The organism is Mycobacterium sp. NGS66, from assembly GCF_059812225.1.
In genome coordinates, this window is sequence record NZ_JCALCG010000006.1 from 223,904 (window position 1) to 249,665 (window position 25,762).

General features: G+C 66.3%; 24 protein-coding genes and 1 pseudogene. 20 read left to right on the plus strand and 5 right to left on the minus strand.

Going from position 1 to position 25,762, the window contains the following annotated elements:
- Positions 1 to 8: 8 nt before the first annotated feature.
- Both AC5Y2L_RS14490 and AC5Y2L_RS14495 read right to left on the minus strand, forming a co-directional pair.
- A pseudogene (locus AC5Y2L_RS14490) lies at positions 9 to 248 on the minus strand (FHA domain-containing protein); the annotation flags it as partial.
- 197 nt (positions 249 to 445) lie between these two features.
- On the minus strand, positions 446 to 2,512 hold the full coding sequence (locus AC5Y2L_RS14495; RefSeq protein WP_499935867.1) for a serine/threonine-protein kinase: 2,067 nt from the start codon (positions 2,510 to 2,512) through the stop codon (positions 446 to 448).
- Positions 2,513 to 2,856: 344 nt separating this feature from the next.
- On the opposite strand from AC5Y2L_RS14495, the gene AC5Y2L_RS14500 reads away from it, so the two are divergent.
- On the plus strand, positions 2,857 to 3,978 hold the full coding sequence (locus AC5Y2L_RS14500) for a DUF7847 domain-containing protein (RefSeq protein WP_499935866.1): 1,122 nt from the start codon (positions 2,857 to 2,859) through the stop codon (positions 3,976 to 3,978).
- 121 nt (positions 3,979 to 4,099) lie between these two features.
- Here AC5Y2L_RS14500 and AC5Y2L_RS14505 read toward each other — a convergent pair whose 3' ends face one another.
- Positions 4,100 to 4,957: an oxidoreductase gene (locus AC5Y2L_RS14505; protein ID WP_499935865.1), complete on the minus strand. Its 858-nt coding sequence runs from the start codon at positions 4,955 to 4,957 to the stop codon at positions 4,100 to 4,102.
- Between the two features lie 22 nt (positions 4,958 to 4,979).
- Between AC5Y2L_RS14505 and AC5Y2L_RS14510 the strand changes: the two genes are divergently transcribed.
- The 9 genes from AC5Y2L_RS14510 (at position 4,980) to AC5Y2L_RS14550 (ending at position 14,928) form a co-directional block, all read left to right on the plus strand.
- A complete protein-coding gene (locus tag AC5Y2L_RS14510; protein ID WP_499935863.1) occupies positions 4,980 to 5,978 on the plus strand; it encodes an acrylyl-CoA reductase family protein in 999 nt (332 codons plus the stop codon).
- A gap of 20 nt (positions 5,979 to 5,998) precedes the next feature.
- Positions 5,999 to 6,970 (plus strand): NADPH:quinone oxidoreductase family protein, encoded by a 972-nt coding sequence (locus AC5Y2L_RS14515; RefSeq protein ID WP_499935861.1) that lies wholly within the window; start codon positions 5,999 to 6,001, stop codon positions 6,968 to 6,970.
- A gap of 320 nt (positions 6,971 to 7,290) precedes the next feature.
- The gene (locus tag AC5Y2L_RS14520) at positions 7,291 to 8,382 is read left to right on the plus strand and encodes a homogentisate 1,2-dioxygenase (RefSeq protein ID WP_499935859.1); all 1,092 of its coding nucleotides are present in this window, start codon (positions 7,291 to 7,293) and stop codon (positions 8,380 to 8,382) included.
- Positions 8,382 to 9,569: an alpha/beta hydrolase family protein gene (locus tag AC5Y2L_RS14525; protein ID WP_499935857.1), complete on the plus strand. Its 1,188-nt coding sequence runs from the start codon at positions 8,382 to 8,384 to the stop codon at positions 9,567 to 9,569. The genes AC5Y2L_RS14520 and AC5Y2L_RS14525 overlap by 1 nt, the downstream gene beginning before the upstream one ends.
- Positions 9,566 to 10,774 carry a CaiB/BaiF CoA transferase family protein gene (locus tag AC5Y2L_RS14530; protein WP_499935855.1) on the plus strand — a complete coding sequence of 403 codons (1,209 nt, stop codon included), beginning with the start codon at positions 9,566 to 9,568 and terminating at the stop codon, positions 10,772 to 10,774. Before AC5Y2L_RS14525 ends, AC5Y2L_RS14530 begins: the two co-directional genes overlap by 4 nt.
- On the plus strand, positions 10,771 to 11,667 hold the full coding sequence (locus AC5Y2L_RS14535; protein ID WP_499935854.1) for a hydroxymethylglutaryl-CoA lyase: 897 nt from the start codon (positions 10,771 to 10,773) through the stop codon (positions 11,665 to 11,667). The genes AC5Y2L_RS14530 and AC5Y2L_RS14535 overlap by 4 nt, the downstream gene beginning before the upstream one ends.
- Positions 11,668 to 12,294, plus strand: a complete 627-nt coding sequence (locus AC5Y2L_RS14540; RefSeq protein ID WP_499935852.1) for a TetR/AcrR family transcriptional regulator — start codon at positions 11,668 to 11,670, stop codon at positions 12,292 to 12,294.
- A gap of 22 nt (positions 12,295 to 12,316) precedes the next feature.
- Entirely contained in the window at positions 12,317 to 13,561 is a 1,245-nt protein-coding gene (locus AC5Y2L_RS14545) for an acyl-CoA dehydrogenase family protein (RefSeq protein WP_499935850.1), read from the plus strand.
- Entirely contained in the window at positions 13,558 to 14,928 is a 1,371-nt protein-coding gene (locus AC5Y2L_RS14550; protein ID WP_499935848.1) for a phosphotransferase family protein, read from the plus strand. The genes AC5Y2L_RS14545 and AC5Y2L_RS14550 overlap by 4 nt, the downstream gene beginning before the upstream one ends.
- On the opposite strand, the gene AC5Y2L_RS14555 is transcribed toward AC5Y2L_RS14550, so the two are convergent.
- A complete protein-coding gene (locus tag AC5Y2L_RS14555) occupies positions 14,925 to 15,632 on the minus strand; it encodes a hypothetical protein (RefSeq protein WP_499935846.1) in 708 nt (235 codons plus the stop codon). The genes AC5Y2L_RS14550 and AC5Y2L_RS14555 overlap by 4 nt on opposite strands.
- Before the next feature lie 262 nt (positions 15,633 to 15,894).
- The gene (locus AC5Y2L_RS14560) at positions 15,895 to 16,338 is read right to left on the minus strand and encodes an Hsp20/alpha crystallin family protein (RefSeq protein ID WP_499936180.1); all 444 of its coding nucleotides are present in this window, start codon (positions 16,336 to 16,338) and stop codon (positions 15,895 to 15,897) included.
- A gap of 97 nt (positions 16,339 to 16,435) precedes the next feature.
- Here AC5Y2L_RS14560 and AC5Y2L_RS14565 point away from each other — a divergent pair, with 97 nt between their 5' ends.
- The 10 genes from AC5Y2L_RS14565 (at position 16,436) to AC5Y2L_RS14610 (ending at position 25,760) form a co-directional block, all read left to right on the plus strand.
- Positions 16,436 to 16,876, plus strand: a complete 441-nt coding sequence (locus tag AC5Y2L_RS14565) for a nuclear transport factor 2 family protein (protein ID WP_499935844.1) — start codon at positions 16,436 to 16,438, stop codon at positions 16,874 to 16,876.
- 2 nt (positions 16,877 to 16,878) lie between these two features.
- A complete protein-coding gene (locus AC5Y2L_RS14570; protein WP_499935842.1) occupies positions 16,879 to 17,412 on the plus strand; it encodes a YceI family protein in 534 nt (177 codons plus the stop codon).
- Between the two features lie 54 nt (positions 17,413 to 17,466).
- Positions 17,467 to 17,868 (plus strand): Rv3143 family two-component system response regulator, encoded by a 402-nt coding sequence (locus AC5Y2L_RS14575; RefSeq protein ID WP_499935840.1) that lies wholly within the window; start codon positions 17,467 to 17,469, stop codon positions 17,866 to 17,868.
- Positions 17,869 to 18,290: 422 nt separating this feature from the next.
- The gene (locus AC5Y2L_RS14580) at positions 18,291 to 18,668 is read left to right on the plus strand and encodes an NADH-quinone oxidoreductase subunit A (RefSeq protein ID WP_499935838.1); all 378 of its coding nucleotides are present in this window, start codon (positions 18,291 to 18,293) and stop codon (positions 18,666 to 18,668) included.
- A gap of 8 nt (positions 18,669 to 18,676) precedes the next feature.
- Positions 18,677 to 19,231: a NuoB/complex I 20 kDa subunit family protein gene (locus tag AC5Y2L_RS14585; protein WP_499935836.1), complete on the plus strand. Its 555-nt coding sequence runs from the start codon at positions 18,677 to 18,679 to the stop codon at positions 19,229 to 19,231.
- Entirely contained in the window at positions 19,228 to 19,941 is a 714-nt protein-coding gene (locus AC5Y2L_RS14590; RefSeq protein WP_499935834.1) for an NADH-quinone oxidoreductase subunit C, read from the plus strand. Before AC5Y2L_RS14585 ends, AC5Y2L_RS14590 begins: the two co-directional genes overlap by 4 nt.
- Positions 19,941 to 21,233, plus strand: a complete 1,293-nt coding sequence (gene nuoD, locus AC5Y2L_RS14595; RefSeq protein ID WP_499935833.1) for an NADH dehydrogenase (quinone) subunit D — start codon at positions 19,941 to 19,943, stop codon at positions 21,231 to 21,233. The genes AC5Y2L_RS14590 and nuoD overlap by 1 nt, the downstream gene beginning before the upstream one ends.
- Entirely contained in the window at positions 21,230 to 22,009 is a 780-nt protein-coding gene (gene nuoE, locus AC5Y2L_RS14600) for an NADH-quinone oxidoreductase subunit NuoE (protein ID WP_499935831.1), read from the plus strand. Before nuoD ends, nuoE begins: the two co-directional genes overlap by 4 nt.
- Positions 22,006 to 23,334 (plus strand): NADH-quinone oxidoreductase subunit NuoF, encoded by a 1,329-nt coding sequence (nuoF, locus tag AC5Y2L_RS14605; protein ID WP_499935829.1) that lies wholly within the window; start codon positions 22,006 to 22,008, stop codon positions 23,332 to 23,334. The genes nuoE and nuoF overlap by 4 nt, the downstream gene beginning before the upstream one ends.
- Positions 23,331 to 25,760 carry an NADH-quinone oxidoreductase subunit G gene (locus tag AC5Y2L_RS14610; RefSeq protein ID WP_499935827.1) on the plus strand — a complete coding sequence of 810 codons (2,430 nt, stop codon included), beginning with the start codon at positions 23,331 to 23,333 and terminating at the stop codon, positions 25,758 to 25,760. The genes nuoF and AC5Y2L_RS14610 overlap by 4 nt, the downstream gene beginning before the upstream one ends.
- Positions 25,761 to 25,762: the final 2 nt, after the last annotated feature.

A 25,762-nucleotide genomic window follows, 5' to 3' on the forward strand; every position in this document is an offset into this window, starting at 1 on the left:
AACCGCACGGCTGTCGAGGGACCCAGCGGAAGGTCGGTGACTCGCGCGTCGTCCACCCAGGTTCCCGAATCACTGCCACAATCGTGCAGTTCCCATCCCGTATCGGTGGGCCGCAGCTCGGCATGCGTGCTGGAAACGCCCGGCCGGTCCAGCTTGACGTCGGCGTCCTCGGCACCGCCGACCCGCAAAACCTTGCGCTCGTCGAACGTCCAAATCCGGCTCGCAGTCTGAACCTGAATTCGGTACATGGTGGTACCTCACGATCAGCGTTTGGCGATGTCAAGATGGGCTGACGACGTCAAGTATGGCAGTGCAGCATTCGACGTGAACGCGAAATCGGCAAAGGTGGCCGCTGTTATTCTCCTGTGCAATATGGCGACCGCTAACTGCGCTTCGTGGCGTCCATGGGAGATCGCCTCATCGCATTCGAGCGGCACTCGGCGAATCACGCAGTGAATATGTTGATAAACCAATCCGTCAGGGTCCGCTCGTCTTTCGGGAGCGGATACGGACAGCCGGGCTGCGCGATAAATGTAAAGCTTGCGAATCCGAATTCGCGGTCGATGGCGGTCAGTGCGGGCAGGTTTCGGGCGCCGGGCCCTTCGGTGTAGCACGCATATCGGCCGATTGTGTTTCCTCGGTGATTCAGCCACGCGTCGTCGCCGCCCGCGTCGGGCGGTGCGCCGCAGCGGTGTGGTGTCAATGCCTTCGCCACGGTGTCCCACGCGATAAGGGCGGTTGTCTGGTCCGGAAGGGAGAATATGGCGGCCGGCGGTGCTCCGGTTTTCACGTTCGGGGCGCATGTCAGGTAGGCATTCATGGCGCCCTGTGGGTCTGCGTGGCGGCAGTTGGCCTCCGTGTAGGAAGCGTGGCCTGTCTTTTTGAACAGGTCGAGATCTGCCGGGGTGAAGAAGTCAGGGTCCACCGGACGGTCTCGATCTGGACCGCCATGAGCCGCTGTGTAGTTGCGAGCATCAATGCCAGGGGGATCGGTGTAGACGAACTGTGCCATGACGGCAGTGTCGGTGTTGGTGAAGATCACCGCCGGCGCCTTGACCGAGAGATCGGTGTAGCACGCAACCCGGCCGGCCGGCCTGCCGCCGTGATACGAGGGCCGACTCCATGATGCGTCCGGGCCGGGTGGGTCGCCCGGGCAGCTGGTGGTGTGCCAGGTGGAGATAAACCTCTGGTAAAGATCTGTCAGGTCATCGATCTTGGGGAAGTGCCAAAACTGCGCCACCCCATCGCCTGTGGTCGGATTCTGCAGGCATGCCAGCGAGGCGTCAGCGCCGAAACCAGCGTTTTGGTGCTGGCAGTTTTTGCGGCTGTACCCGGTGGGCACGACCTTGAGCAGCTCGACATCGGCGGCGGTCAGGTTGGAACGCGGGGGGGTCGGCGACACGGTGGTAGTGGTCTGCGTGCCGGTTTTGTGAGAGGTAGATCCGCGGCCGGTCAGGCCCCAGGCACCGACGCCGACGGCGGCCATGACGAGGACCGCCGCAGCAACGGTGATCGGTAGCCAACGTCGCTGCGCCGCCGCCGGCTGTCTGTGGGCGCCTGCGCGGCTACCGGTTTCGCCGGGTGGCGCGGTCGTTCGCGTGACGTCAGTATCGGCAGCATCGGATGCCTCGATGACGGTTGGCGCCGGGGGGTCGGCGGGGGTCGCGCCGACGGCAATGGCTGCCGCAGCCGCCCGTGCCAGCTCCCCCGCGCTCGGGTAGCGGTCATCTTGGTTTTTGGCCATTCCTCGGGCGATCACCTTGTCGAGGGCCCGAGGGATCTTTGGGTGCCGCAAGCTTGGCTCTGGGATGGGCTGGGTCAGGTGCGCGCCCATCAAACTCACGCGGTCGCCACCGTAGGGCGGCGACCCGGTCAGCAGTTCATACAGCACGCAGGCCAGCGCGTAGATATCGACGCTGTGGGTGATCATGGCGGGGTCGCCGAGGAAGCGCTCGGGGGCCATGTAGGCCCAGGTCCCCAACACGTCGCCGACCTGGGTGAGCTTTTCCTCAGTGAGCGCACTTGCGATGCCGAAATCCACCAGATAGGCGAAGTCGTCGTCGGTGAGCAATATGTTGGCCGGTTTGACATCGCGATGGATGATCCCGGCCGCGTGGGCGGCATCCAAAGCCGCCGCGATTTGGCGCACGATGCCCACCGCCCGCGCCGGCTCCAGGGGTCCCGAGCGGTCCAAGATGGTCGCCAAATCATTGCCACCGATCAGGCGCATATCGACATACAGCCGTCCGTCGATCTCGCCGGCGGTGTGCACGGGCACCACATGCGGCTCCTGCAGCCGTCCGGCCACTCGCGCCTCGCGCTGCAGACGCTTTTTGAACTCCGCGTCTGCCGCATGGGGCCCCGACATGACCTTCAAGGCGACGATGCGCTGCATGCCGGTGTCCTCGGCCTCGAACACCTCACCCATGCCGCCGCGACCCAGCAAACGCTTTAGCCGGTAGGGACCGAACTGCGAACCGGCGCCTAAATCGTCCGCGTCGCCGTCGCTCATCGCTGCCTCCCCGACACGCCCGCACGCCCACGCGCGTCTGACACCGGCACCGTCACCCTTGGTCTGTCCAGAGATACTAGACCTGCTGCGACCGTGCCACAGCTAAAAATCACAGCCCTCTACAACGCCGCTCTTTCGCGCCCGGTGCACCCTGGCCGCCCACGGCCAGCCGACGGCCGAGCGATTGCCCCAGCAAACATGTGCCCATGGTGGCCAAGCCGTCGCCAAGTATCCGCCAAGCGCGTCGCCAGATTCTGACTTCGGCCACCCAGCCCGCCATAGCGCCCGTTCTAGCTGGCCCTATGCGCCATCCCCAACCCCAAACACTGAAAAGAGATTAGGCCATGTCCACAACCGACGACCACGCAATAGCCCCCGCGACCGGCACTTCGCCTACGGTGGCGCATTGGTATTCCCCGTTGGGCGAGCCGCGGCCGGGCGGCCAGTACGCCGCATCCCCACAGCCGCCGCGGCCGGAGGTCAAGCCCGGTATCGTGCCGCTGCGACCGCTATCGCTCAGCGACATCTTCAACGGCGCAGTCGCCTTCATTCGCAGCAACCTGAAGGCGACGCTCGGGCTGACCGCCATCGTGGTGGTCGCCGTGCAACTCATGACCGTGATCGGGCAACTCTTCCTGATCCAGCACCTCGGGACCCAGTTCATCGCTCCGCGGCCGCACGACGCGCCCGCGGCCGGCGGTGACGCTTCAGGATGGTCCTTCCTATTGAGGAGCGGGACCTCGTTACTCAGCTGGCTTTCCGGAACGGTGCTGAGCGGCTTGCTGACCGTTATCGTTGGTCGAGCGGTCTTCGGCACCCGCATCACAATCGGTGAGACTTGGGCGAGGGTCCGCGGACGACTGCTCCCGCTAATCGGTCTGGTGGCAGTCAAATTTGTCGGCGGCGTCGTGCTGCTTGTCGCCACGGTCGTCTTGGCAGTTCTCGGCGGTCTCGTCGCCGGAAGCAGTTGGGCAGCCTCTTTGGCGATCGGCCTTCTGCTGGCCACCGGACTAATCGTCGCGTTGGTCTACCTGTACACCACGCTCAGCTTTGCCCCGGTGGCAATTGTGTTGGAGCGGAAGACCATCGCGGCGGCGATCAAGCGGTCGTTTGCGCTGGTGCGCGGCTCGTTTTGGCGCGTGCTCGGCATCCGAGTGCTGGCCTGGCTCGTGACCACCATTGTTTCCAATGCGGTGGCTGTCCCGTTCGCTCTTGGGACGCTGGTGCTGATGAATCGGTCGCCTTCGACAGTTCTGGTAATGGGGACGATGGTGATCACCAGCCTCGGCGCTATGGTCGCCCAAATCATCACCGCGCCGTTTGGTTCCGGTGTCTTGGTGCTGCTCTACACCGATCGGCGAATTCGCAGCGAGGCGTTTGACCTCGTGCTGCAGACCGGGGCCGGCGGCGCCGCGGGTCAGCCGACTGATTCCACCGACGACCTGTGGCTGGCGCCGCGGTGTTGACCGACGAAACGCATCGATGCCACGACGTAAGCACGTCTACGCGGTTGGCGGAGCTTACGGTCTTGGCTCCGCGTTGGTGACGAAAGTGGTTGCGGCTCTTGCATCCAACTGAGGATGTCACTCAGCGGGCGACTGCGTTCAGCTGCGCGCGAGTGTCGTCGTCGAATTCGATGTCGGCCGCAGCCATGTTCTCCTCGAGATGCCCCACCGACGACGTGCCCGGGATCAGCAGGATGTTGGGGGCAACGCTGAGCGTCCACGCCAACGCGACCTGGGCCGGAGTGCGGCCGAGTTGCGCGGCGGCCCGTTGAATCACCTCGTTGCCCAAAACCGGATTCGACGGCGAGAACGCCGATCCCAGCGGGAAGAACGGGACGAAAGCAATTCCCCGCGTACGGCATTCGTCCAGCACGTCCGCCGACGAGCGGTGAACGAGGTTGAAAGCGTTTTGCACACAGGCGATTTCGGTGCGGCCCAGGGCATGCAGCAGGTGCTCGTGCTTCACGTTGCTCAGCCCGATCCCGCCGATCAGCCCTTCGTCGCGAGCGGCGATCATCGTTGAAAGCTGTTCATCAAAATGCTGATCCGCCCCTGCGCCGTCCATCAGCCGCAGGTTGACCACCGCCAGTTGGTCCACACCGAGGGTGCGCAAGTTGGCTTCGATGTCTTGGCGCAATTCGGCGGGTTCCGCGGCCGGTAGCCATCCCCCAGCGTCGTCCCGGCGGGCACCGACCTTACTTGCCAGCGCCAGGTTCGACGGATACGGGTGCAGCGCCGCACGGATCAGCTCGTTGGCGACGTCGGGGCCGTAGAACTGGGCGGTGTCGATGTGGTCGACGCCGAGTTCGACGGCCCGCCGCAGCACCGCCCGCGCCTCGTCTCGGTCCCGCGGCGGACCGAACGCGTTCGGGCCCGGCAGCTGCATCGCGCCGAAGCCGATCCGGCTGACCGAAAATCCGGCAAGGGGGAAGGAATCCATCAGCAGAGGTTAGCGTCGCATCATGGACACCTTTCGAGCGCTGGTCGCGCGCCAAGACGGCGACCGCATCACCGCGTCGGTCGAGACACTGAAAGCCGCCGATTTGCCGCCCGGTGACGTGACGATCCGGGTGCTGTATTCGAGCGTCAACTTCAAGGACGCGCTGGCACTCACCCCCGGTGGCGGTGTGGTGCGCAACTACCCCGTCGTTCCGGGCATCGACCTGACCGGCGAGGTCGTCGAGTCGACTTCACCCGAGTTCAACGTGGGCGACGCGGTGCTCGCCCACGGCTACCAGATCGGCACCGGACACCACGGCGGCTATGCCGAGTACGCGAGACTGCCCGCCGACCAAGTGGTGGCACTCGGGTCGTTGAGCCCGCGCGACGGCGCCGCGATCGGCACCGCCGGATTCACCGCCGCGATGAGCGTGCAGGCGCTCATCGACTGGGGCGTCGCTACCGACGCGGGGCCCGTGGTCGTCACCGGCGCCTCCGGCGGCGTCGGGTCGGTCAGCGTGGACCTGTTGTCCGCCGCCGGCTACCAGGTGGTGGCATCGACCGGCAAATCCGAAGCCGAAGACCGACTGAAAAGCCTTGGCGCCGCTGAGGTTATCGGCCGGCTCCCCGCCGACCCGGACGCCAAGCCGCGGCCACTGGCCAAGGCGCGCTGGGCCGCCGCGGTGGACTGTGTGGGCGGCGCGACGCTGGCCGACGTGCTCAGCGCCGTCGACTACGGCGGCGCGGTGGCCGCCAGCGGGCTGACCGGCGGCGCCGCGCTGCACACCACCGTGATGCCGTTCATCCTGCGCGGTGTCGCGTTGCTGGGGATGGACTCCGTCCAGATGCCCATCGGCCGGCGCCGGGAACTCTGGGACCGGCTCGGCGGCGCATTGCGGCCGCGTCGGCTGGACTCGATCACCTCCGACGTGGACGTCAAGGACGTCCTCGACGTGATCGCGCAGCTTCGGGAAGGGGCGTTCGCCGGCCGGGCGGTGGTGCGGGTCGCGGGCGGCTTCTGAGCCGCAAGTACCCTTTCGGCATGCGCGCGGCACGGGTGACACGGCTTGACGGTCCGGAAGCGATCGAAGTGGTGGAGGTCGACGAGCCCGCCGGTGACGGCGTAGTCGTCGATGTGCATGCCGCCGGCGTGGCCTTCCCCGACGCACTGCTCACCCGGGGCCTGTATCAGTACAAGCCGAACCCGCCGTTCGTGCTGGGCGCCGAGATCGCCGGCGTGGTCCGAACGGCACCGGACGGCAGCCAGTGGCAGCCGGGCGACCGCGTCGTCGGCTTGACGATGCTCACCGGCGGCATGGCCGAGGTCGCGATCTTGGCGCCCGACCGGACCTTTCGGTTGCCGGACAACATCACCTTCGAGGCCGGCGCCGGAGTGCTGTTCAACGACCTGACCGTCTACTTCGCGCTGACCGTGCGCGGCCGGCTACAGCAGGGCGAGACGGTGCTGGTGCATGGGGCCGCGGGCGGGATCGGAACGTCGGCGCTGCGGCTGGCGCCGGCACTGGAGGCGTCGCGCACCATCGCCGTGGTCAGCACCGAGGAAAAGGGACGGATCGCGACGGCGGCCGGGGCGACCGACGTGGTGTTGGCCGACGGCTTCAAGGACGCGGTCAAGGAGTTGACGAACGGACGGGGCGTGGACGTCGTCGTCGACCCCGTCGGCGGCGACCGGATGACCGACTCGCTGCGCTCGCTGGCCCCGGGCGGCCGGCTGCTGGTGATCGGCTTCACCGGCGGTGACATTCCGACTGTGAAGGTAAACCGCCTGCTGCTCAACAACATTGACGTGGTGGGCGTCGGGTGGGGCGCCTGGACGGCAACGCATCCAGGGGCACTCGCCGAGCAGTGGGCCGGGCTGGAGGACCTGCTCACCTCCGGGCGGTTGTCTCCGCCCGAGCCGGTGGTTTATCCGCTCGACGAAGCCGCCGCGGCCGTCGGGTCGCTGGAGAATCGCACCGCCAAAGGCAAAGTGGTGCTGCGCGTCCGCGACTAACGTCGCCGGCCAAAACGCCTGCATATCGCCCACTTTCGACGCCCGAAAGACCCGCGTCTGGGTGGTTTGCGCGGAAGTCCAACGCCAGGTGACGCGACGGGCTTAAGGTGTGGCTGAATCGCAGTTTGCCGGGAGGCTTGTGGTGGAGGGCACTCCGTTTGGGCGTTACCGGTTGATTGCGGTGTTGGGTCGTGGCGGGATGGGCACGGGATAACCGCTCCGCATGCGCGGCGCGCCCCTTGTGCGTTGCTAAAAGAGAAAGTAATATCACTTTCAGTTTTTTCCGCGCCTCGCGTTTCACCAGCCCAGGAAGCACCTCCATGGAATCCTTCGTTCACTTGCGAAAAGGGAAGACGCCGCGTCGACTTCACGCGGATCTGGACGGCCTCAAAGACGACGAGTTGGGCCGCGGCGGTTTCACCGGGCGGACCGCCAACCTCTACCGCCGCCACGACCCCACCGCCTACCGCGCCGTGGGCCCGCTGCGTCCGCTCGACGTGCTCGCCGGCGAACTGAAACCCAGTGACGCGACCGACCCTAACGGTGGGCCCCTGCTGATGTTCGGCAACGTCGACTGCCGGATCCTGTTGAGCCGCCGGCATGACGCAATGCCGTTTTACTGCCGCCACGTCGACGGCGACCTGCTGTGCTTCGTACACGCCGGCGCCGGTCTGCTGGAGACCGAATTCGGGCCGCTGCGCTACCGCCAGGGTGACTGGGTTTACCTTCCGAAAGCGTGCACGTGGCGTCAGGTGCCCGATAGCGAGACCACGCTGCTGATGATCGAGGCCACCGACGAGTTCCGGGTACCGCCGCCCGGACAGCTCGGCCGGCACTTCCCGTTCGACCCGTCGCAGGCCACCATCCCCGAACCGGCCCCGCTGGACGACGACGACCGAGACGAATACGAAGTCCGGCTGGTGCACGAGGGCGGCCCGACAACCCTTTACTACCAACACAATCCGATCGATGTGGAAGGGTGGCGCGGCGACAACTTCGCGTTCACCTTCAACATCGCCGACTACAACGTGATCACCTCCGACAGCGTCCACCTGCCGCCGACAGTGCATCTGTTCATGCAGGCCACCGGTGTGTACGTGATGAACTTTTTGCCCAAACCCGCCGAAGGCGTCGCCGGCACCGAGCGCACCCCCTGGTATCACCGCAACGTCGACTACGACGAGATCGCGTTCTTCCACGGCGGTTCGCTGTACGGCATTCCGATGCCACCGGGGCTGATATCCCATGCGCCGCAAGGGGTTCACCACGGCGCACCGGAAAAGGCACGCGAACGCACTCGCCGCAAGTTCGACGAATACTCGACCGTCGACTGGCAGGTGATCGCCGTCGACACCCGCAAGCGCCTGACACCGTCACCCGAGGTGCTGGCACACGACCTGGGGCAACACTGATGCAGCACGCCGTCAAGTACGAGTACGACAGAATCCCCTATATCGTTGCCTTCCAGAACAATTCGGGCGTCCGCGACGTCTACGGCGGCCTGGCCGAGATCACCGTGCTGGAAAGCTACCTGCTCAGGCCGAAGGACCGGCCGTCCGACACCGTGCTGGTGTTCATGCACCCCATCGGCGGCGGAGCCTACCTGCCGATGATCAACGCGCTGGCCCGCGCCGGCCACCATGTCATCTACTGCAACAGCCGATTTCGCGGCACGGATTCGGCGCTGCTGATGGAGAAGGTGGTCGAGGATCTCGGCGAATGCATCAAGGACGCCAAGAAGCGGTTGGGCTACCAGAAGGTGGTGCTGGCCGGGTGGAGCGGCGGCGGCTCGCTGTCGGTGTTCTACCAACAGCAGGCCCAGCACCCGACGATCAGGTCCAGTCCGTCCGGCGACGGCCCCGACCTCACCGCGCTCGACCTGCCGCCCGCCGACGGAATCATGTTGCTGGCCGCGCATATCAGCCGGCATGGCACGCTGACCGAGTGGCTGGACGCGTCGATCCTCGACGAGTCCGACCCGACCAAGCGCGATCCGGAGCTCGACCTGTACAACCCGGACAACCCCAACCAGCCGCCCTACTCCGAGGAGTTTCTGGCCCGCTACCGCCAGGCGCAGATCGACCGCAACCGCCGGATCACCGCGTGGGTCCGCGCAAAACTGGCGGAGCTGAAGGCCGACGGGCGCCCCGACGACGAATACTGCTTCGTCGTACACGGCACCATGGCCGACCCGCGCTGGCTGGACCCCGCCGTCGATCCCAACGAACGCACGCCGGGCACCTGCTATCTGGGGGATCCTCGAGTGGTGAACATGAGCCCGGTCGGGCTGGCCCGCTTCTCCACGCTGCGCGGGTGGTTGTCCCAATGGAGCTACGACGAGGCCCGCGGCGACGGAGTGGCCTGCGGGCGCGACATCGCGATCCCGGCGTTGGTGATCGGTAACCTGGCCGACGACGCCTGCACGCCCAGCCATACCCGGCGGCTGTTCGACGCGATCGGTCATCCCGACAAGGAGATGTACGAAATCCCCGGCGCCACACACTATTACGCGGGCCCCGAACAGCGCGACAAGCTGCGCCGCGCCGTCGACATCGCGACCGACTGGCTGGTCCGCCACGACTTCGCGAGCGCCGGATGACCGCACCCGCGGGACCTTTGGACGGCGTCCGGGTGCTCGAGTTGGGCACCTTGATCGCCGGGCCGTTCGCCGGACGACTGCTCGGCGACATGGGTGCCGACGTCATCAAGGTGGAACCGCCCGGCGCCCCGGACCCGTTGCGCACCTGGGGGCAAGCCGAAGTCGACGGACACCATGTGTTCTGGACGGTGCACGCACGCAACAAGCGGGCGATCACGCTGGATCTGCGCCGCCCCCGCGGCCGGGAGCTGTTTCTGGAACTCGTCGAGAAGTCCGACATCGTGGTGGAGAACTTCCGCCCGGGCACGCTGGAGAAGTGGAACCTGGGCTACGACGCGCTGAGCGAACGCAATTCGGGCATCATCCTGGTCCGGGTCTCCGGCTACGGCCAGACCGGGCCGGAGGCGCACAAGGCCGGCTATGCCTCGGTGGCCGAGGCAGCCAGCGGGCTGCGGCACCTCAACGGGTTTCCCGGCGGTCCGCCGCCGCGCCTGGCGCTGTCCTTGGGCGACAGCCTGGCGGGCATGTTCGGCGCCCAGGGTGCGCTCGCCGCCCTGTATCGCCGCAGCATCACCGGTCATGGCCAGGTGGTCGACGTCGCGCTCACCGAATCCTGTTTGGCGGTACAAGAATCCACCATCCCCGACTACGACGTTGGCGGCGTGGTCCGCGGTCCGTCGGGCACCCGGCTGGAAGGCATCGCGCCGTCGAACATCTACCGCAGCGCCGACGGCTCCTGGGTGGTGATCGCGGCCAACCAGGACACCGTTTTCGCCCGGTTGTGCAAGGCGATGGGCCGTCCCGAGCTGGCCACCGACGACCGGTTCGCCACCCACGGCGCACGCGGCCGCAATCAGGACGAGCTCGACGAGATCATCGGCGCGTGGGCGGCCGAACGGCACCCCGGCGAGATCATCGAAACGCTCAGCGCTGCAGGCGTTATCGCGGGACCGATCAACACCGTCGCCGAAGTCGTCAACGACCCTCAGCTGCGGGCCCGCGGCATGCTGGTGGACCACTTCGACGAGCGGATCGAGCGAAACGTCCTCGGCCCGGGGATCGTGCCGGTGCTCTCGAAATCACCCGGCGCCGTCCGCAACGCCGGTCCCGCACATCCCGGCCAGCACAACGACGACGTCTATGTCGGACTGCTGGGTAAGACGGCCGAGGAGCTCGCAGAGCTACGCGCCGAGGAGGTGCTGTGAATCAACACGTCGACATTCGCGAGGTATCGCTGCGCGACGGCCTGCAGATCGAGAAGCCAATCCCATTGTCGGCCAAGCTGGAATTGCTGGCCGCGGTGGCCGCCACCGGAGTGCGCGAGGTGGAAGCCACGGCGTTCGTCTCCCCGTCGAAGGTGCCGTCGATGGCCGACGCCGCAGGGTTGGCGGCCGAGCTGCGCCACTACCCCGACATCGAATTCTCCGCCCTGGTCGCCAGCCCCAACGGCGCCAGACGGGCCATCGCCGCCGGACTGCGTTCGATCGAATTCGTGGTGGCCGCCGACGACGCCTTCAGCATGGCCAACGTCGGGCGCACCAGTGCGCAGGCCACCGCCCAGATCGCTGAGATCGTCGCCATCGCGCACGACAGTGACGTCACGGTCGAGGTCATCGTCGCCACCGCGTGGGATTCTCCGTTCGAGGGCCCCACCCCACCGCAGCGGGTACTCGATATCGCCGCGGCCGCCCGCCACCACGGCGTCGACCGGTTCTCGATCGCCGACACCATCGGTACCACCACCCCGAAGCGGGTGACTTCGCTTGTCTCCCAACTGCGTCCAGTGATCGGGGACATGCCACTGGGCGGCCATTTCCACAACACCCGCGGAGCCGGGCTGGCCAGCGCCTATGCGGCGGTCACCGCCGGCGTCACCCGGCTGGACGCGTCCGTGGGCGGGCTGGGCGGTTGCCCGTTCGCACCGGGAGCCACCGGCAACATCGCGACCGAGGACCTGGTGTATTTGTTGCGCGACAGCGATATCGGGGTCGACGTCGACCTGCAGGCCGCAATCAAGGCGGCGGAAGTCGCGCGCTCCGCTGTCGGCCACGATCTGCCCAGCGCTCTGCTGCGCGCCGGCGACCGGATCCGTGGCTAAGTGTCTCCGCAAGCAGCGCCGGCGCTGACGGCGAAGGGCCAGCGAACCCGGGAGGCGATCGAGCAGGCCGCCCGGAAGCTGTTTGCCGAGCGCGGCTTTCACGGCACCACGCTGGCCGACATCACCTCGGCAGCGGGCAAGTCCTCGGCGGTGTTCTACCGCTACTTCGCCGACAAGGAAGATCTACTGGCCGCCCTGGCGACGTCCTTTCTCCATGACGTGCTCTCGTCGGCCCGGCTGTCGGTTGCGCTGCCACAATCACCGGACGACAGCGAGTTCTTCGACTCGGTGGTGACCGGGTATTGGAACATCTTCAAGCAGAACATCGGCATCATGGTGGCCATCGCCCAGCTCGGCGCCACCCAGCAACGCTTCGCCGCGCTGCAGAACGAATTCCGGCGCTTCGGAATGGACATCGTCGCCGCTTCCGTGCTGCACGCCCAGCAACAGGGCTACGGTCACGACCTGAACCCGCAACACACCGCCGCTGCCATCGCCCTGTTGTTCGAACAGTTCACCAGTGTGGTACTGCGGCCCGATCCGGCGGGACTAGGCCTTCGGATCAGCGATCAGGAAGCCATCGCCACGCTGGCGACGGTATGGAAGAAGACGCTCTACGGGCGCTAACGGCAAGCAGAGAGGCCACAACATGGATTTCACACTCCCAGAACACCTTCCACCGCTGCTTGCCGAAATGGATGCCTTCATCGAACGGGAGATCGCGCCACTGCAGGCCGAGCATATGCAGTACTTCGACCATCGTCGCGAATTCGCCCGCACCGACGTGGACAACGACGGCATACCGACGCGGGAGTGGGAAGACTTGCTCGCCGAGATGCGCAGGCGGGCAGATGCGGCCGGTTGGCTGCGCTACGGGTTGCCGGCCGCGCTGGGCGGCCGCGACGGCACCAATGTGGACATGGCGGTGATTCGGGAACACCTCGCGCACAAGGGTCTTGGACTGCACAACGACCTACAGAACGAATCGTCGATCGTCGGGAACTTCCCCCAGGTCATCATGATGGAGCGGTTCGGCACCGAGGCTCAGCGCCGCGAGTGGTCCGAGTCGCTGATCACCGGGAAGCGGTCGATGGCGTTCGGCCTGACCGAGCCACTGCATGGTTCCGACGCGACATGGCTGGAAACGCGCGCCGAACGCGACGGCGAAAACTGGGTGATCAATGGCGCCAAGCGATTCAACACCGGCGTGCACCGCGCGACGCACGACTTGATCTTCGCCCGCACCTCCGGTGAACCGGGCCAGGCCCGGGGCATCACCGCGTTCCTGGTGCCTACCGACGCGCCCGGGTTCACGGTCCCGTTCTACTGGTGGACGTTCAACATGCCCACCGATCACGGCGAGGTCGAATTGACCGATGTCCGGGTGCCCGCCGACGCGGTGCTCGGTGAGGTGGACCGCGGCCTGGAGGTCGCCCAGACTTTCCTGCACGAGAACCGGATTCGGCAGGCGGCCAGCAGTCTGGGCGCGGCACAATACTGTATCGACCGCGCCGCCGAATACGCCGGAAACCGCCGGGTTTTCGGCAAGCCGCTGGCGGTGAACCAGGCTGTGCAATGGCCGCTGGCCGAACTGCAGACCGAGGCCCAGATGGTGCGGTTGTTGGTCTATTTCGCGGCCTGGCACCTGGACCGGGACCACCACATGGAGGTCTCCGACAAGGTGTCGATGGCCAACTACCGCGCCAACCGACTGGTCTGCGACGCCGCCGACCGGGCGATGCAGATCTGTGGCGGTCTGGGGTATAGCCGCCATGAGCCGTTCGAGCACATCTATCGCCACCATCGCCGCTACCGGATCACCGAGGGCGCAGAGGAAATCCAGATTCGCCGGGTGGCCCAGCGGCTGTTCAAGTTCGGCCGGGAGTCTAAGTGAGTTCAGCCGAGCAGCTGGCTGCCGCACTGCCCACGGTGTTGGCGCCGGTGCTCGGCGCGTCTCCGGCTATCCAGAACTTGCGCCGGCTGACCGGCGGCGCCAGCCGAACCACCTGGGCGTTCGACGCCGTCACCGCCGAGACATGCCAGTCGCTGATCCTGCGCACCGGGCCGCCCGACGACCTGCACGCCAGCATGGAACTCGAGGCTCGTGCCCAGGCCGCGGCCGCGGCGGCCGGGACACCCGTCCCACATATCCTGATCGCCTCCAATTCGACTGTTGCACTGGGTAATCCGTTTCTCATCTGCGACGAGATCAAGGGCGAGACGATAGTCCGTCGCATCCAGCGCCGGCTCGACGATCAGGACCGCGCGAGCCTGCTCCGGCAATGCGCGCAGGCGCTGGCCGCCATTCACCGGGCCGACGCACAGGATCTGGGCCTGACCCGCGAAGGTCAGCTGGGGCAATGGCGTGAGCGGCTCGACGCGATGGGCGATACGACGGCCACCTTCGAGTTCGGGTTTCGCTGGCTGGCTGCGCATGAGCCGCCGCCGTCGGAGGTGGTGCTGGTGCACGGTGACTTTCGGATGGGCAATCTGATCGTGGACGGATCCCGGCTGGCCGCCGTGCTGGATTGGGAGCTGGTCCACCTCGGCGAGGCATACGAAGACCTGGCCTGGTTCTGCATAAGGGCGTGGCGGTTCGGCGCTCCGGCCAGCCATGGCGCCGGGGGACTGGGCAGTATCGAGAGCTTCCTTCGCGCCTACGAACAGGCCGGCGGCGCCACCGTCGATCGCGCGGCGTTTCGCTGGTGGCTGGCCCTGGCCACGCTGCGCTGGGGCGTCATCTGCCGTTTCCAGGCCGAGCGGCATCTGAGCGGACAGGTCCGATCGGTGGAGTTGGCTACCATCGGCCGTCGGGTATGTGAGACCGAGTGGGACTTGCTCGATCTGCTGGATGACGGCAACGGACCCGGCGACGATGCCGATCGGTTGACGGCCCGGCCGCGACCGGACCCGAAGCCTAGCCGGTATGGCCGTCCCACCGCAGCCGAACTGGTCGCGGCAGTCGCAGAGTTTCTGGAAACCGGTGTGCGGGAAGCGACTACCGGGCAGGTCAACTTCCACGCCCGGGTGGCCGCCAACGCGCTTCGCATCGTCGAACGCGAACTACAGGACCCCGACGACACATCAGTGCGGGAGGCACTGGGCGGGTTGGGCGTCGCCGACGAATCAAAACTGGCCGCCGCCATTCGAGCCGGTCATCTGGACGGCCGCGAAGACGCTGTCCGGTCGTGTCTTCGTGAGCTGGTAAGGCTTCGGTTGGCGGTGGCCCACCCCGGCTACGACCATCCAGAACAACGCTAATTACGGTCAAATCGACTGTGCGGTAACGCGTTAACGCGGTATGACTGGACGAAGGCAGCGTAGCCGCAAGTTTCTGCCAACGCCAATTCGCCTTCCCGGTCCGCCTGCTCAAGGTCTTCCATCCACTGTCGCACGAGGTGGGCACCTTCCTCGCGGACCTCCGGAGACAGTCGCGGGATGGCGGGCAACCTGCTCAAGCGGCGAATGTATTGGTCAGCCAATGTCAATCGATGAACTCCGGTCACCAAATCTATTGCCTCGCCGGTCCATAGCCGCACCATGCGACGGTAGGCGCAGATTTCTTCGGCCGGTAGCCCGGCGGCGCTGAGCACACGTCGCGCTTTGCCCACCTCACCCAGGAGGGCGGCACGTCTGCGTTTCAGGTTCTCGCGCGAGGTGAACAAATCCGCCCCGATGCGATGGCCATTGGACGGCACATCCGGCCGGCCCGTCGATAGCGGATGTATCGCCGGGCCGACGTCGACTCGGGCCCGGTCACCGAAACTTTCGGCCCACAGCCCAAGCTCGCCGATGGCGACGTTGAGCTCGGCGCGGTGAAAGTCGAGGTGCGCCGCGTATTCGCTTCTGCCATTAGCCCGCATCAGCTGTGAGGCGTGCACGGCCGCCTGGGTGAACGCGCCGTGCGCGGCGACCAAGGCGCTGATCTGATCGCGGCTGTCCCGCTGGCTGTCGATGTCGGTCACCGCTCGGTTACCTCGGTTGTTGCGTCGGATGTCGCCATGGTCGAAGCGATTCAAGCCAAACAGGAGGGGCCGCGGTCACTTTTCTAGAGTGCCCACATCAGGGGAATGTTACAAACCACCAGGCAAAGCGAGAGCGTCGGCCGGCGCCTTCGTCGGGCGTACCGGCCGACGACAACGGATCGCCTCCCCAACCTCCCGCAGTGAATCGGCCGTCCGCGCCGACTTGCGCGGACGGCCCGCCAACATGAGCCGGCGCTACCGGTTAGGCGCTGATCGCTTGCTGACCGTTCCCGGCCTGGATGGCGATCTTGCGCGGCTTGGCCTGTTCGGCCACCGGCACCGTCAGCCGCAACACGCCGTCGGTGTAGTCGGCGGCGATGTTCTCGGTGTCGAGCTGGTCGCCGAGGAACAGCTGCCGACTGAACACGCCGTGCGGGCGTTCTGCGGTCACCCAGTCGTGACCCTCGTCGCCTGCGTATGGGCGCTCGGCGCGAACCGTCAGCGCGTCGTGCTCGACGGTGACATCGATCGAATCAGGCTGAATACCCGGCAGATCGAGCTCCACGACGTACTTTTCGCCTTCGCGCCAGACATCCATCGGCATTACTGCCGGACGCGCGGCGGTACCGACCGTGTTGCCCCACAGCTGCTGGGTGAGCCGGTCCAGGTCACGGAAGAGTGGATCAAACCTCAGCATCGTTACCACCTCCTTCTCGATGGGTATCTGTTGTTTTCGCGATAGGAAACCTCTGGCAATCGCCACATATTCCCGGTCGGGTCGAAAATTTGGGAAAATTTTTGCCATGTCAGCCCAACCCGACACCATCGCCGCGGTGGCCGATCGGTTGTTCGCCGCGATCGAACAATCCGACGTGCCGGCTCTGCACCAGATACTGGACGACGACGTGGCGGTGTGGCGGGTTGGTGCGTCTCGAGACAACGACAAAGAACGGGCGTTGAAGGTACTGCGCTGGTTTATCGATGCCACCGCGCGGCGCCGCTACCAAATCCTCGACCGTCAGGTGTTCGACGACGGATCCACGCGGGGCTTCGTCCAGCAGCACATCCTGCACGCCACGGGTCATGCCGGTGAGTCGATCGCGTTGCGGGTATGCATTGTGATCAAGTTGAACGCAACCGGCCGCATCAGCCGTATCGACGAGTATTTCGACCCGGTGGGGATCGCCCCGCTGCTCAAGCGCGAGGATGGTGGCGATCGAGCTTCGACGCGAGCGGTGAGGTGAGCATGACGACGCTGGAAACACTGCTGAACGATCCCGACGCGGCCGGCGTCTGGAACCTGGATCCGGACAAATCGACCATCGCTTTCAAGATCAAGAACATGTGGGGACTGCTGCCGGTCAAAGGCCGGTTCACCGAGTTCAGCGGCGACGGGCAATTGACCGCCAAGGGAGCGGTCTTCGGTCGCATCGACATCCGCGTCGCGTCCCTGAGTACCGGCATCGGCCGCCGCGACCGGCACCTGCTCTCCGCCGACTTCTTCGACGCCGAGCGCTTTCCCGAGATCAGCGTCGTCGTCACCGGCCTGCAACCGACCACCGGCAAGAGCGCCGATGCCCGGGCCAACTTCACCATCAAGGGCGTCACCGCCCAGGTGCCGCTGCCGCTCACGATCACCGAACTGGACGGCGAGATCCGGATCGTCGGGGAAACCAAGATCGATCGGTTTCAGTTCGGGGTCGACTGGGACAAGCGCGGCATGATCGGTGCGGAGGCGACCGTGCGAGGGGACGTCTTCTTCGTTCGCGCGCCCCAATAGGCCAGTCGGCGGGCGCCCCAGTTGGCCGCGCGTCGTCCCAGTACCATCTGCACCGTGCCCGCCTCCACCGACACGCTGCGGATCCTCGTCTACAGCAACAACGCCCAAACCCGTGAACGCGTGATCCAGGCGCTGGGCAAACAGCTACACCCGGACCTGCCGGAGTTGAGCTACGTCGAGGTCGCGACCGGCCCGATGGTGATCCGCACTATGGACCAAGGCGGTATCGACCTGGTCATTCTCGACGGCGAGGCCAGTCCGGCCGGCGGCATGGGGATCGCCAAACAGCTCAAAGACGAACTCGAGACGTGTCCGCCGATCGTGGTGCTCACCGGCCGGCCCGACGATGCCTGGCTGGCGACGTGGTCGCGCGCCGAGGCCGCAGTGCCGCACCCCATCGACCCGATTGTGTTGGGACGCACCGTGCTCGGGCTACTGCGCTCTCCGGCGCGGTAAGTCTGCTTGCGGTCGGCGGCCCCCTGCCGACGAGCAATGCGGAAATTGGCGGTCTGCCGTTCGTCACAGGGACCCCTGCGGTGGCCAGGTCGCTGAGGTCGTCCGTCGCCGGGCACAACTCGATATCGCATGAGTTATATCGAGTTGAAGAATCCATGGTTGCCTTCGCGGGGACAACCGTGGCTGATGAGACGGATGGGGCTACACGCGTGGTAGCCACGTTCCGGCGCGATCTGCCCGCAACAATCGGAACTCGGCGGGGTCGCCGCCGGTAGTTAAAACCCCGACCCCGGCCACGTGCGCCGACGGTCGCGACGCTATGTTGAAGGTCACTGTGGCGGCTCAAACACCTGGTCCGTCACAGCAGCCCGGTCACCCGCCCGGCCGCTGCGCGCGGCCCGTACGACGGATCATGGAGCGAGTTGAACGTCTACATACCCATCTTGGTGTTGGGTGCGATCGCGACGGCGTTTGCTGTGGTTTCGGTGGCGATCGCCAGCCTGGTCGGCCCGTCGCGATATAACCGCTCGAAGCAGGCGGCCTATGAATGCGGGATCGAGCCGGCCGACAGCGCGGTCAGTGGCCGGCAGGCGACCAGTGGGCAGCGATTCCCGGTGAAGTATTACCTGACCGCAATGTTGTTCATCGTGTTCGACATCGAGATCGTGTTCCTTTATCCCTGGGCGGTGAGTTTCGACGCTTTGGGGTTGTTCGCGCTGGTCGAGATGGTGGTGTTCATGCTGACGGTTTTCGTGGCGTATGCCTATGTGTGGCGCCGCGGCGGCCTGACGTGGGATTGAGGTAGGACGTGGGCCTGGAAGAACAGCTGCCCGGTGGGATTTTGCTGTCCACCGTGGAGAAGGTGGCGGGTTATGTCCGCAAGAACTCGTTGTGGCCGGCGACCTTCGGGTTGGCGTGCTGCGCGATCGAGATGATGGCCACCGCCGGGCCGCGTTTCGATTTGGCCCGGTTCGGGATGGAGCGGTTCTCGGCCACCCCCCGGCAGGCCGATCTGATGATCGTGGCGGGCCGCGTGAGCCAGAAGATGGCGCCGGTGTTGCGTCAGATCTATGACCAGATGGCCGAGCCTAAGTGGGTCTTGTCGATGGGCGTGTGCGCCTCGTCAGGCGGGATGTTCAACAACTACGCGATCGTGCAGGGCGTAGACCATGTTGTGCCGGTGGACATCTACCTGCCCGGCTGCCCACCTCGCCCGGAGATGTTGCTATACGCGATTCTCAAGCTGCACGAGAAGATTGCCGAAATGCCGTTGGGTGTCAACCGCGAACAGGCCATCGCCGAGGCCGAGCAGGCAGCGCTCGCGGCGCGACCCACCATCGAGATGCACGGGTTGCTGCGATGAGCTCACCACGGCAGGACCCGCAGGAGGCGACCACCCGCGCCGGATCGACCGCGGAGGTGGTCGACGTGCGCCGCGGCATGTTCGGGGTGCAAGGCACCGGCGACACGTCCGGATACGGGAGGCTGGTGCGCGAGGTCGCCCTGCCCGGCGGCAGCCCCCGGCCATATGGCGGCTATTTCGACGACATCGCCGACCGGCTGGCCGAGGCGCTCAAGGGCGACGACCTCGAATTCGACGACGCCATCGAGAAAGTCGTGGTGTACCGCAACGAGCTGACCCTGCACGTGCGTCGGGAGCGGCTGGTGCAAGTCGCGCGGCGGTTGCGTGACGAGCCGGAGTTGCGCTTCGAGCTGTGCCTGGGCGTGTCCGGCGTGCATTACCCGCACGAAACCGATCGCGAGCTGCACGCGGTATATCCCCTGCAGTCGATCACCCACAACCGTCGGCTGCGGCTGGAAGTGGCTGCGCCGGACAATGATCCGCACATCCCGTCGCTGTACGAGGTGTATCCGACCAACGACTGGCACGAGCGCGAAACCTATGACTTCTTCGGGATCATCTTCGACGGTCACCCGTCGCTGACCCGCATCGAGATGCCTGATGACTGGCATGGGCACCCACAGCGCAAGGACTATCCATTAGGCGGAATTCCGGTGGAATACAAGGGCGCACAGATCCCTCCGCCCGACGAGCGCAGGGGATACAACTGATGACCGAAACCGTCGTGGTCGCCGGCGGGCAGGACTGGAACGAGATCGTCGAAGCCGCCCGCAACGCCGATCCCGGTGAACGCATTGTGGTCAACATGGGTCCCCAGCACCCGTCCACGCATGGGGTGCTGCGGCTGATCCTGGAAATCGAGGGTGAGACCGTCACCGAGGTCCGCTGCGGAATCGGCTACCTGCACACCGGAATTGAGAAGAACCTGGAGTACCGCTATTGGACCCAGGGTGTGACCTTCGTGACCCGAATGGATTATCTGTCACCGTTTTTCAACGAGACGGCGTTCTGCCTGGGAGTGGAGAAGCTGCTGGGCATCACCGATGAGATACCCGAGCGCGTCAACGTCATCCGGGTGATGATGATGGAGCTCAACCGGATCTCGTCGCATTTGGTCGCGTTGGCCACCGGCGGCATGGAACTGGGCGCGATGACCGCGATGTTCATCGGCTTCCGGGGGCGCGAGTACATCCTCAACATCTTCGAATTGATCACCGGTCTGCGGATGAATCACGGCTATATCCGTCCGGGCGGGGTGGCTCAGGACCTGCCGCCCGACGCCGTCGACAAGATCGCTGAATTCCTCAACCAATTGCGCCAGCCGCTGAAGGAATTGGGTGAGCTGCTCAACGAGAACGCCATCTGGAAAGCCCGCACCCAGGACATCGGCTATCTGGACCTCGCTGGATGCATGGCCCTGGGTGTCACGGGCCCGATTCTGCGCTCCACCGGGTTGCCACACGACCTGCGCAAGAGCGAACCCTATTGCGGCTACGAGAACTACGAGTTCGATGTGATCACCGACGAGGGATGTGATGCCTACGGGCGCTACATCATTCGCGTCAAGGAGATGTGGGAGTCGGTCAAGATCGTCGAGCAGTGCCTGGACAAGTTGCGGCCCGGTCCGACCATGGTCGAAGACCGCAAGATCGCCTGGCCGGCCGACCTGAAGGTGGGCCCCGACGGCATGGGCAACTCACCGGAGCACATCGCCAAGATCATGGGCAGCTCGATGGAGGCGCTGATCCACCACTTCAAGCTGGTCACCGAGGGCATTCGGGTGCCGCCGGGCCAGGTGTACGTGGCGGTCGAATCACCACGAGGCGAGCTCGGCGTGCACATGGTCAGCGACGGCGGGACCCGCCCCTACCGGGTGCACTATCGCGATCCCTCGTTCACCAACCTGCAGGCGGTCGCCGCGATGTGCGAAGGCGGGATGGTGGCGGACTTGATCACGGCGGTCGCCAGCATCGACCCGGTGATGGGCGGGGTGGACCGATGACGGGACCCCAAGGTCAGCCGGTGTTCATCCGGTTGGGCCCGCCGCCGGATGAGCCGAACCAGTTTGTGGTGGAGGGTGCCCCGCAGTCCTATCCGCCCGACGTGCGGGCCCGGCTGGAGGTTGACGCCAAAGAGATCATGGGCCGCTACCCCGAAAAGCGCTCGGCGCTGCTGCCGCTACTGCATCTGGTGCAGTCCGAGGACTCCTACCTGACACCTGCCGGCTTGGAGTTCTGCTCCGAGCTGCTGGGACTGACCGGGGCCGAGGTGTCGGCGGTGGCCAGCTTCTACACCATGTACCGTCGCGGCCCCACTGGCAACTACCTGGTCGGCGTGTGCACCAACACGCTGTGCGCCGTGATGGGCGGTGACGCCATCTTCGAGAGCCTCAAGGAACATCTCGGCATCGGCAACGACGAGACGACCGACGACGGGACCGTCACCCTGCAGCACATCGAATGCAACGCGGCCTGCGACTACGCACCCGTGGTAATGGTCAACTGGGAATTCTTCGACAACCAAACCCCGGAATCCGCACGCGAACTCGTCGACTCGCTGCGCTCCGGACAGCCCAAGGAGCCCACCCGCGGCGCCCCGCTGTGCGCCTTCCGGGAGACCTCGCGCATCCTGGCCGGCTTACCCGACCCGCGGCCCGATCAAGGCCAGGGCGGTGCCGGCGCGGCCACGCTGGCCGGACTGCGGGTCGCTCGGGAACACGGCATGGAGGCACCGGAGCCACCGACCGCGGCCGAGAACAAGTCGCAGGAGCAGTCATGAGCTCCCAGGCCACCCCGCTGACCCCGGTGATCACCCGCTACTGGGACGACCCCGAGGCGTGGAGCCTGGCGACCTATCAACGGCACGACGGCTATCAGGCCCTGGCGAAGGCCCTGAAGATGGAGCCCGACGAGGTGCTGGGCACCGTGAAGGACTCCGGGCTGCGCGGGCGCGGCGGCGCGGGGTTCTCGACGGGGACGAAGTGGTCGTTCATCCCGCAGGGCGACACCGGCCCCGCCGCCAAGCCGCACTACCTGGTGGTCAACGCCGACGAGTCGGAACCCGGTACGTGCAAAGACATTCCGCTGATGCTGACCACACCGCATGTGCTCATCGAAGGCGTCATCATCGCGTCCTACGCGATCCGCGCCAACCACGCCTTCATCTATGTGCGCGGCGAGGTGCTGCCGGTGCTGCGGCGGCTGCAGAACGCGGTGGCCGAGGCGTATCAGGCCGGCTTCCTGGGCCGCGATATCAACGGTTCGGGCTTCGACCTGGAGTTGGTGGTGCACGCCGGTGCCGGTGCCTACATCTGCGGCGAGGAGACCGCGCTGCTGGACTCGCTGGAGGGCCGGCGCGGCCAGCCGCGGCTACGGCCGCCCTTCCCCGCCGTGGCCGGCCTCTACGGCTGCCCGACGGTGATCAACAACGTCGAGACGATCGCCAGCGTGCCGCCGATCATTCTCTACGGCGTGGACTGGTTCCGCTCCATGGGCAGCGAGAAATCGCCTGGCTTCACGCTGTATTCGCTGTCCGGACACGTCACCCGTCCCGGCCAGTACGAGGCACCGCTGGGCATCACGTTGCGTGAGCTGCTCGACTACGCCGGCGGCGTGCGCGCCGGGCATCGGCTCAAGTTCTGGACGCCGGGCGGATCGTCGACGCCGCTGCTCACCGATGAGCACCTCGACGTCCCCCTGGACTACGAGGGGGTCGGGGCGGCCGGCTCGATGCTGGGCACCAAGGCGCTGGAGATCTTCGACGAAACCACCTGTGTGGTCCGTGCGGTGCGGCGCTGGACCGAGTTCTACAAGCATGAGTCGTGCGGTAAATGCACCCCGTGCCGGGAGGGCACCTTCTGGCTGGACAAGATCTACGAGCGGCTGGAAACCGGCAAGGGCACCCACGAGGACATCGACAAGCTGTCGGACATCTCCGACACCATTTTGGGAAAGTCGTTCTGCGCCTTGGGGGATGGCGCCGCGAGCCCGGTGATGTCGTCGATCCAGTATTTCCGCGACGAGTACGTCGCCCACGTCGAAGGCGGCGGATGCCCGTTCGACCCCCGAGACTCCATGCTGACGCCGAACGGAAAGGGCTCATGACACAGGCCGCCAAGACCGAGACCGGCGACCCCAAGGACGGCGACGCGCGTCCGCCGGAGATGGTGACGCTCACCATCGACGACATCGAAATCAGCGTTCCCAAAGGCACTTTGGTGATCCGCGCGGCCGAACTGATGGGCATCCAGATCCCCAGGTTCTGCGACCATCCACTGCTTGATCCGGTCGGAGCGTGCCGGCAGTGCCTGGTGGAAGTTGAGGGCCAGCGCAAACCGCTGGCGTCGTGCACCACCGTTTGCACCGACGACATGGTGGTGCGCACGCAGCTGACCTCGCAGGCCGCCGACAAGGCGCAGCACGGCGTGATGGAGCTGCTGTTGATCAACCATCCGCTGGACTGCCCGATGTGCGACAAGGGCGGCGAATGCCCGTTGCAGAACCAGGCAATGTCCAACGGGCGCGCCGAGTCTCGCTTCACCGACGTCAAGCGCACGTTCGCCAAGCCGATCAACATCTCCTCGCAGGTGCTGCTGGACCGCGAGCGCTGCATCCTGTGCGCTCGGTGCACCCGGTTCTCCGAGCAGATCGCCGGAGATCCGTTCATCGACATGCAGGAGCGGGGCGCGCTGCAGCAGGTCGGCATTTACGCCAACGAGCCGTTCGAGTCCTACTTCTCGGGTAACACGGTGCAGATCTGCCCGGTGGGTGCGCTGACCGGGACGGCGTACCGGTTCCGGGCGCGCCCGTTCGACCTGGTGTCCAGCCCCAGCGTGTGCGAGCACTGCGCGTCGGGCTGCGCGCAGCGCACCGACCATCGTCGCGGCAAGGTGTTGCGCCGCCTGGCCGGTGACGATCCCGAGGTCAACGAAGAGTGGAACTGCGACAAGGGCCGGTGGGCGTTCACGTACGCGACCCAGCCCGACGTGATCACCACTCCCCTGGTCCGGGATGCTGACGGTGCCCTGCAACCCGCGTCGTGGGCGCACGCCATGGCCGTTGCGGCTCAAGGACTTGCGGCCGCGCGCGGCCGCAGCGGTGTGCTGGTCGGTGGGCGGGCGACCTGGGAGGACGCCTACGCGTACGCCAAGTTCGCCCGAATCGTATTGGGCACCAACGATATTGATTTCCGCGCCCGGCCGCACTCGGCGGAGGAAGCCGACTTTTTGGCGGCCCGCATCGCCGGCCGGCCGGTCACAGTCAGCTACAGCGACCTGGAATCGGCGCCGGTGGTGCTGCTGGTCGGCTTCGAGCCCGAAGAGGAATCGCCGATCGTGTTCCTGCGGCTGCGCAAGGCGGCCCGCAAACACAAGATGCCGGTGTACGCGGTCGCGCCGTTTGCGACCCGCTCGCTGACGAAGATGAACGGGCGGCTGCTCATGACCGCTCCCGGCGCCGAGCCGGCGACGCTGGACTCACTGGCCACCGGCGAAACGGGTGACCTGCTGGCCAAGCCCGGCGCGGTCATCCTGGTTGGCGAGCGCCTGGCCACGGTGCCGGGCGGATTGTCTGCCGCCGCCCGGCTAGCGGACACCACCGGTGCTCGGCTGGCCTGGGTACCGCGGCGCGCCGGCGAGCGGGGCGCGCTGGAGGCCGGCGCGCTGCCGACGCTGCTGCCCGGCGGCCGCCCCGTGGCCGACGAGGCGGCGCGCGCTCAGGTCAGCGCCGCGTGGCATGTCTCCGAATTGCCTTCCGCGGCAGGGCGGGACGCCGACGGCATCCTGGCCGCTGTGCGCGACGGAAGCCTGGGCGCGTTACTGGTCGGCGGCGTCGAGCCGGACGACTTCGCCGACCCCGACGCGGTGTTGGCCGCGCTGGACGCGGCCGGCTTCGTGGTCAGCCTGGAGCTGCGCCACGGTGCCGTCACCGAACGCGCCGACGTCGTATTCCCGGTCGCCTCCACATCGCAGAAGGCCGGCACCTTCGTCAACTGGGAGGGCCGCTACCGCGGCTTCGCGCCCGCCCTGCGGGGTACCACCCAACAAGCCGCCCAGTCCGACCACCGGGTGCTTGACGCGCTGGCCGACGAACTGGGCGTCTACCTGGGCTTCTCCACCTTCGACACGGCTCACCAGGAATTGTCCGCGCTCGGCAACTGGGACGGCAGCTACGCCGCGACCCCACAGGTCACCGCTCCGGAACCACCCCAGCCCGGATCCGGAGAGGCGGTGTTGACCGGGTGGCGGCAACTGCTCGACGCCGGCCGGCTGCAGGATGGCGAGCCATATCTGGCCGGTACCGCACGAGCGGCGGTAGCGCGGTTGTCCCCCGACACCGCCGCCGAGATCGGCGCCGGCGACGGCGACGAGGTCACGGTCAGCACGCCGCACGGCTCGATCACGCTGCCGCTGGCCATCACCGATATGCCCGACCGGGTGGTGTGGCTGCCGCTGAACTCACCGGGCTCGGCAATGCACCGGCAATTGGGCGTGACGCTGGGCAGCATCGTGAAAATCGGGGTGAGCTCATGAAC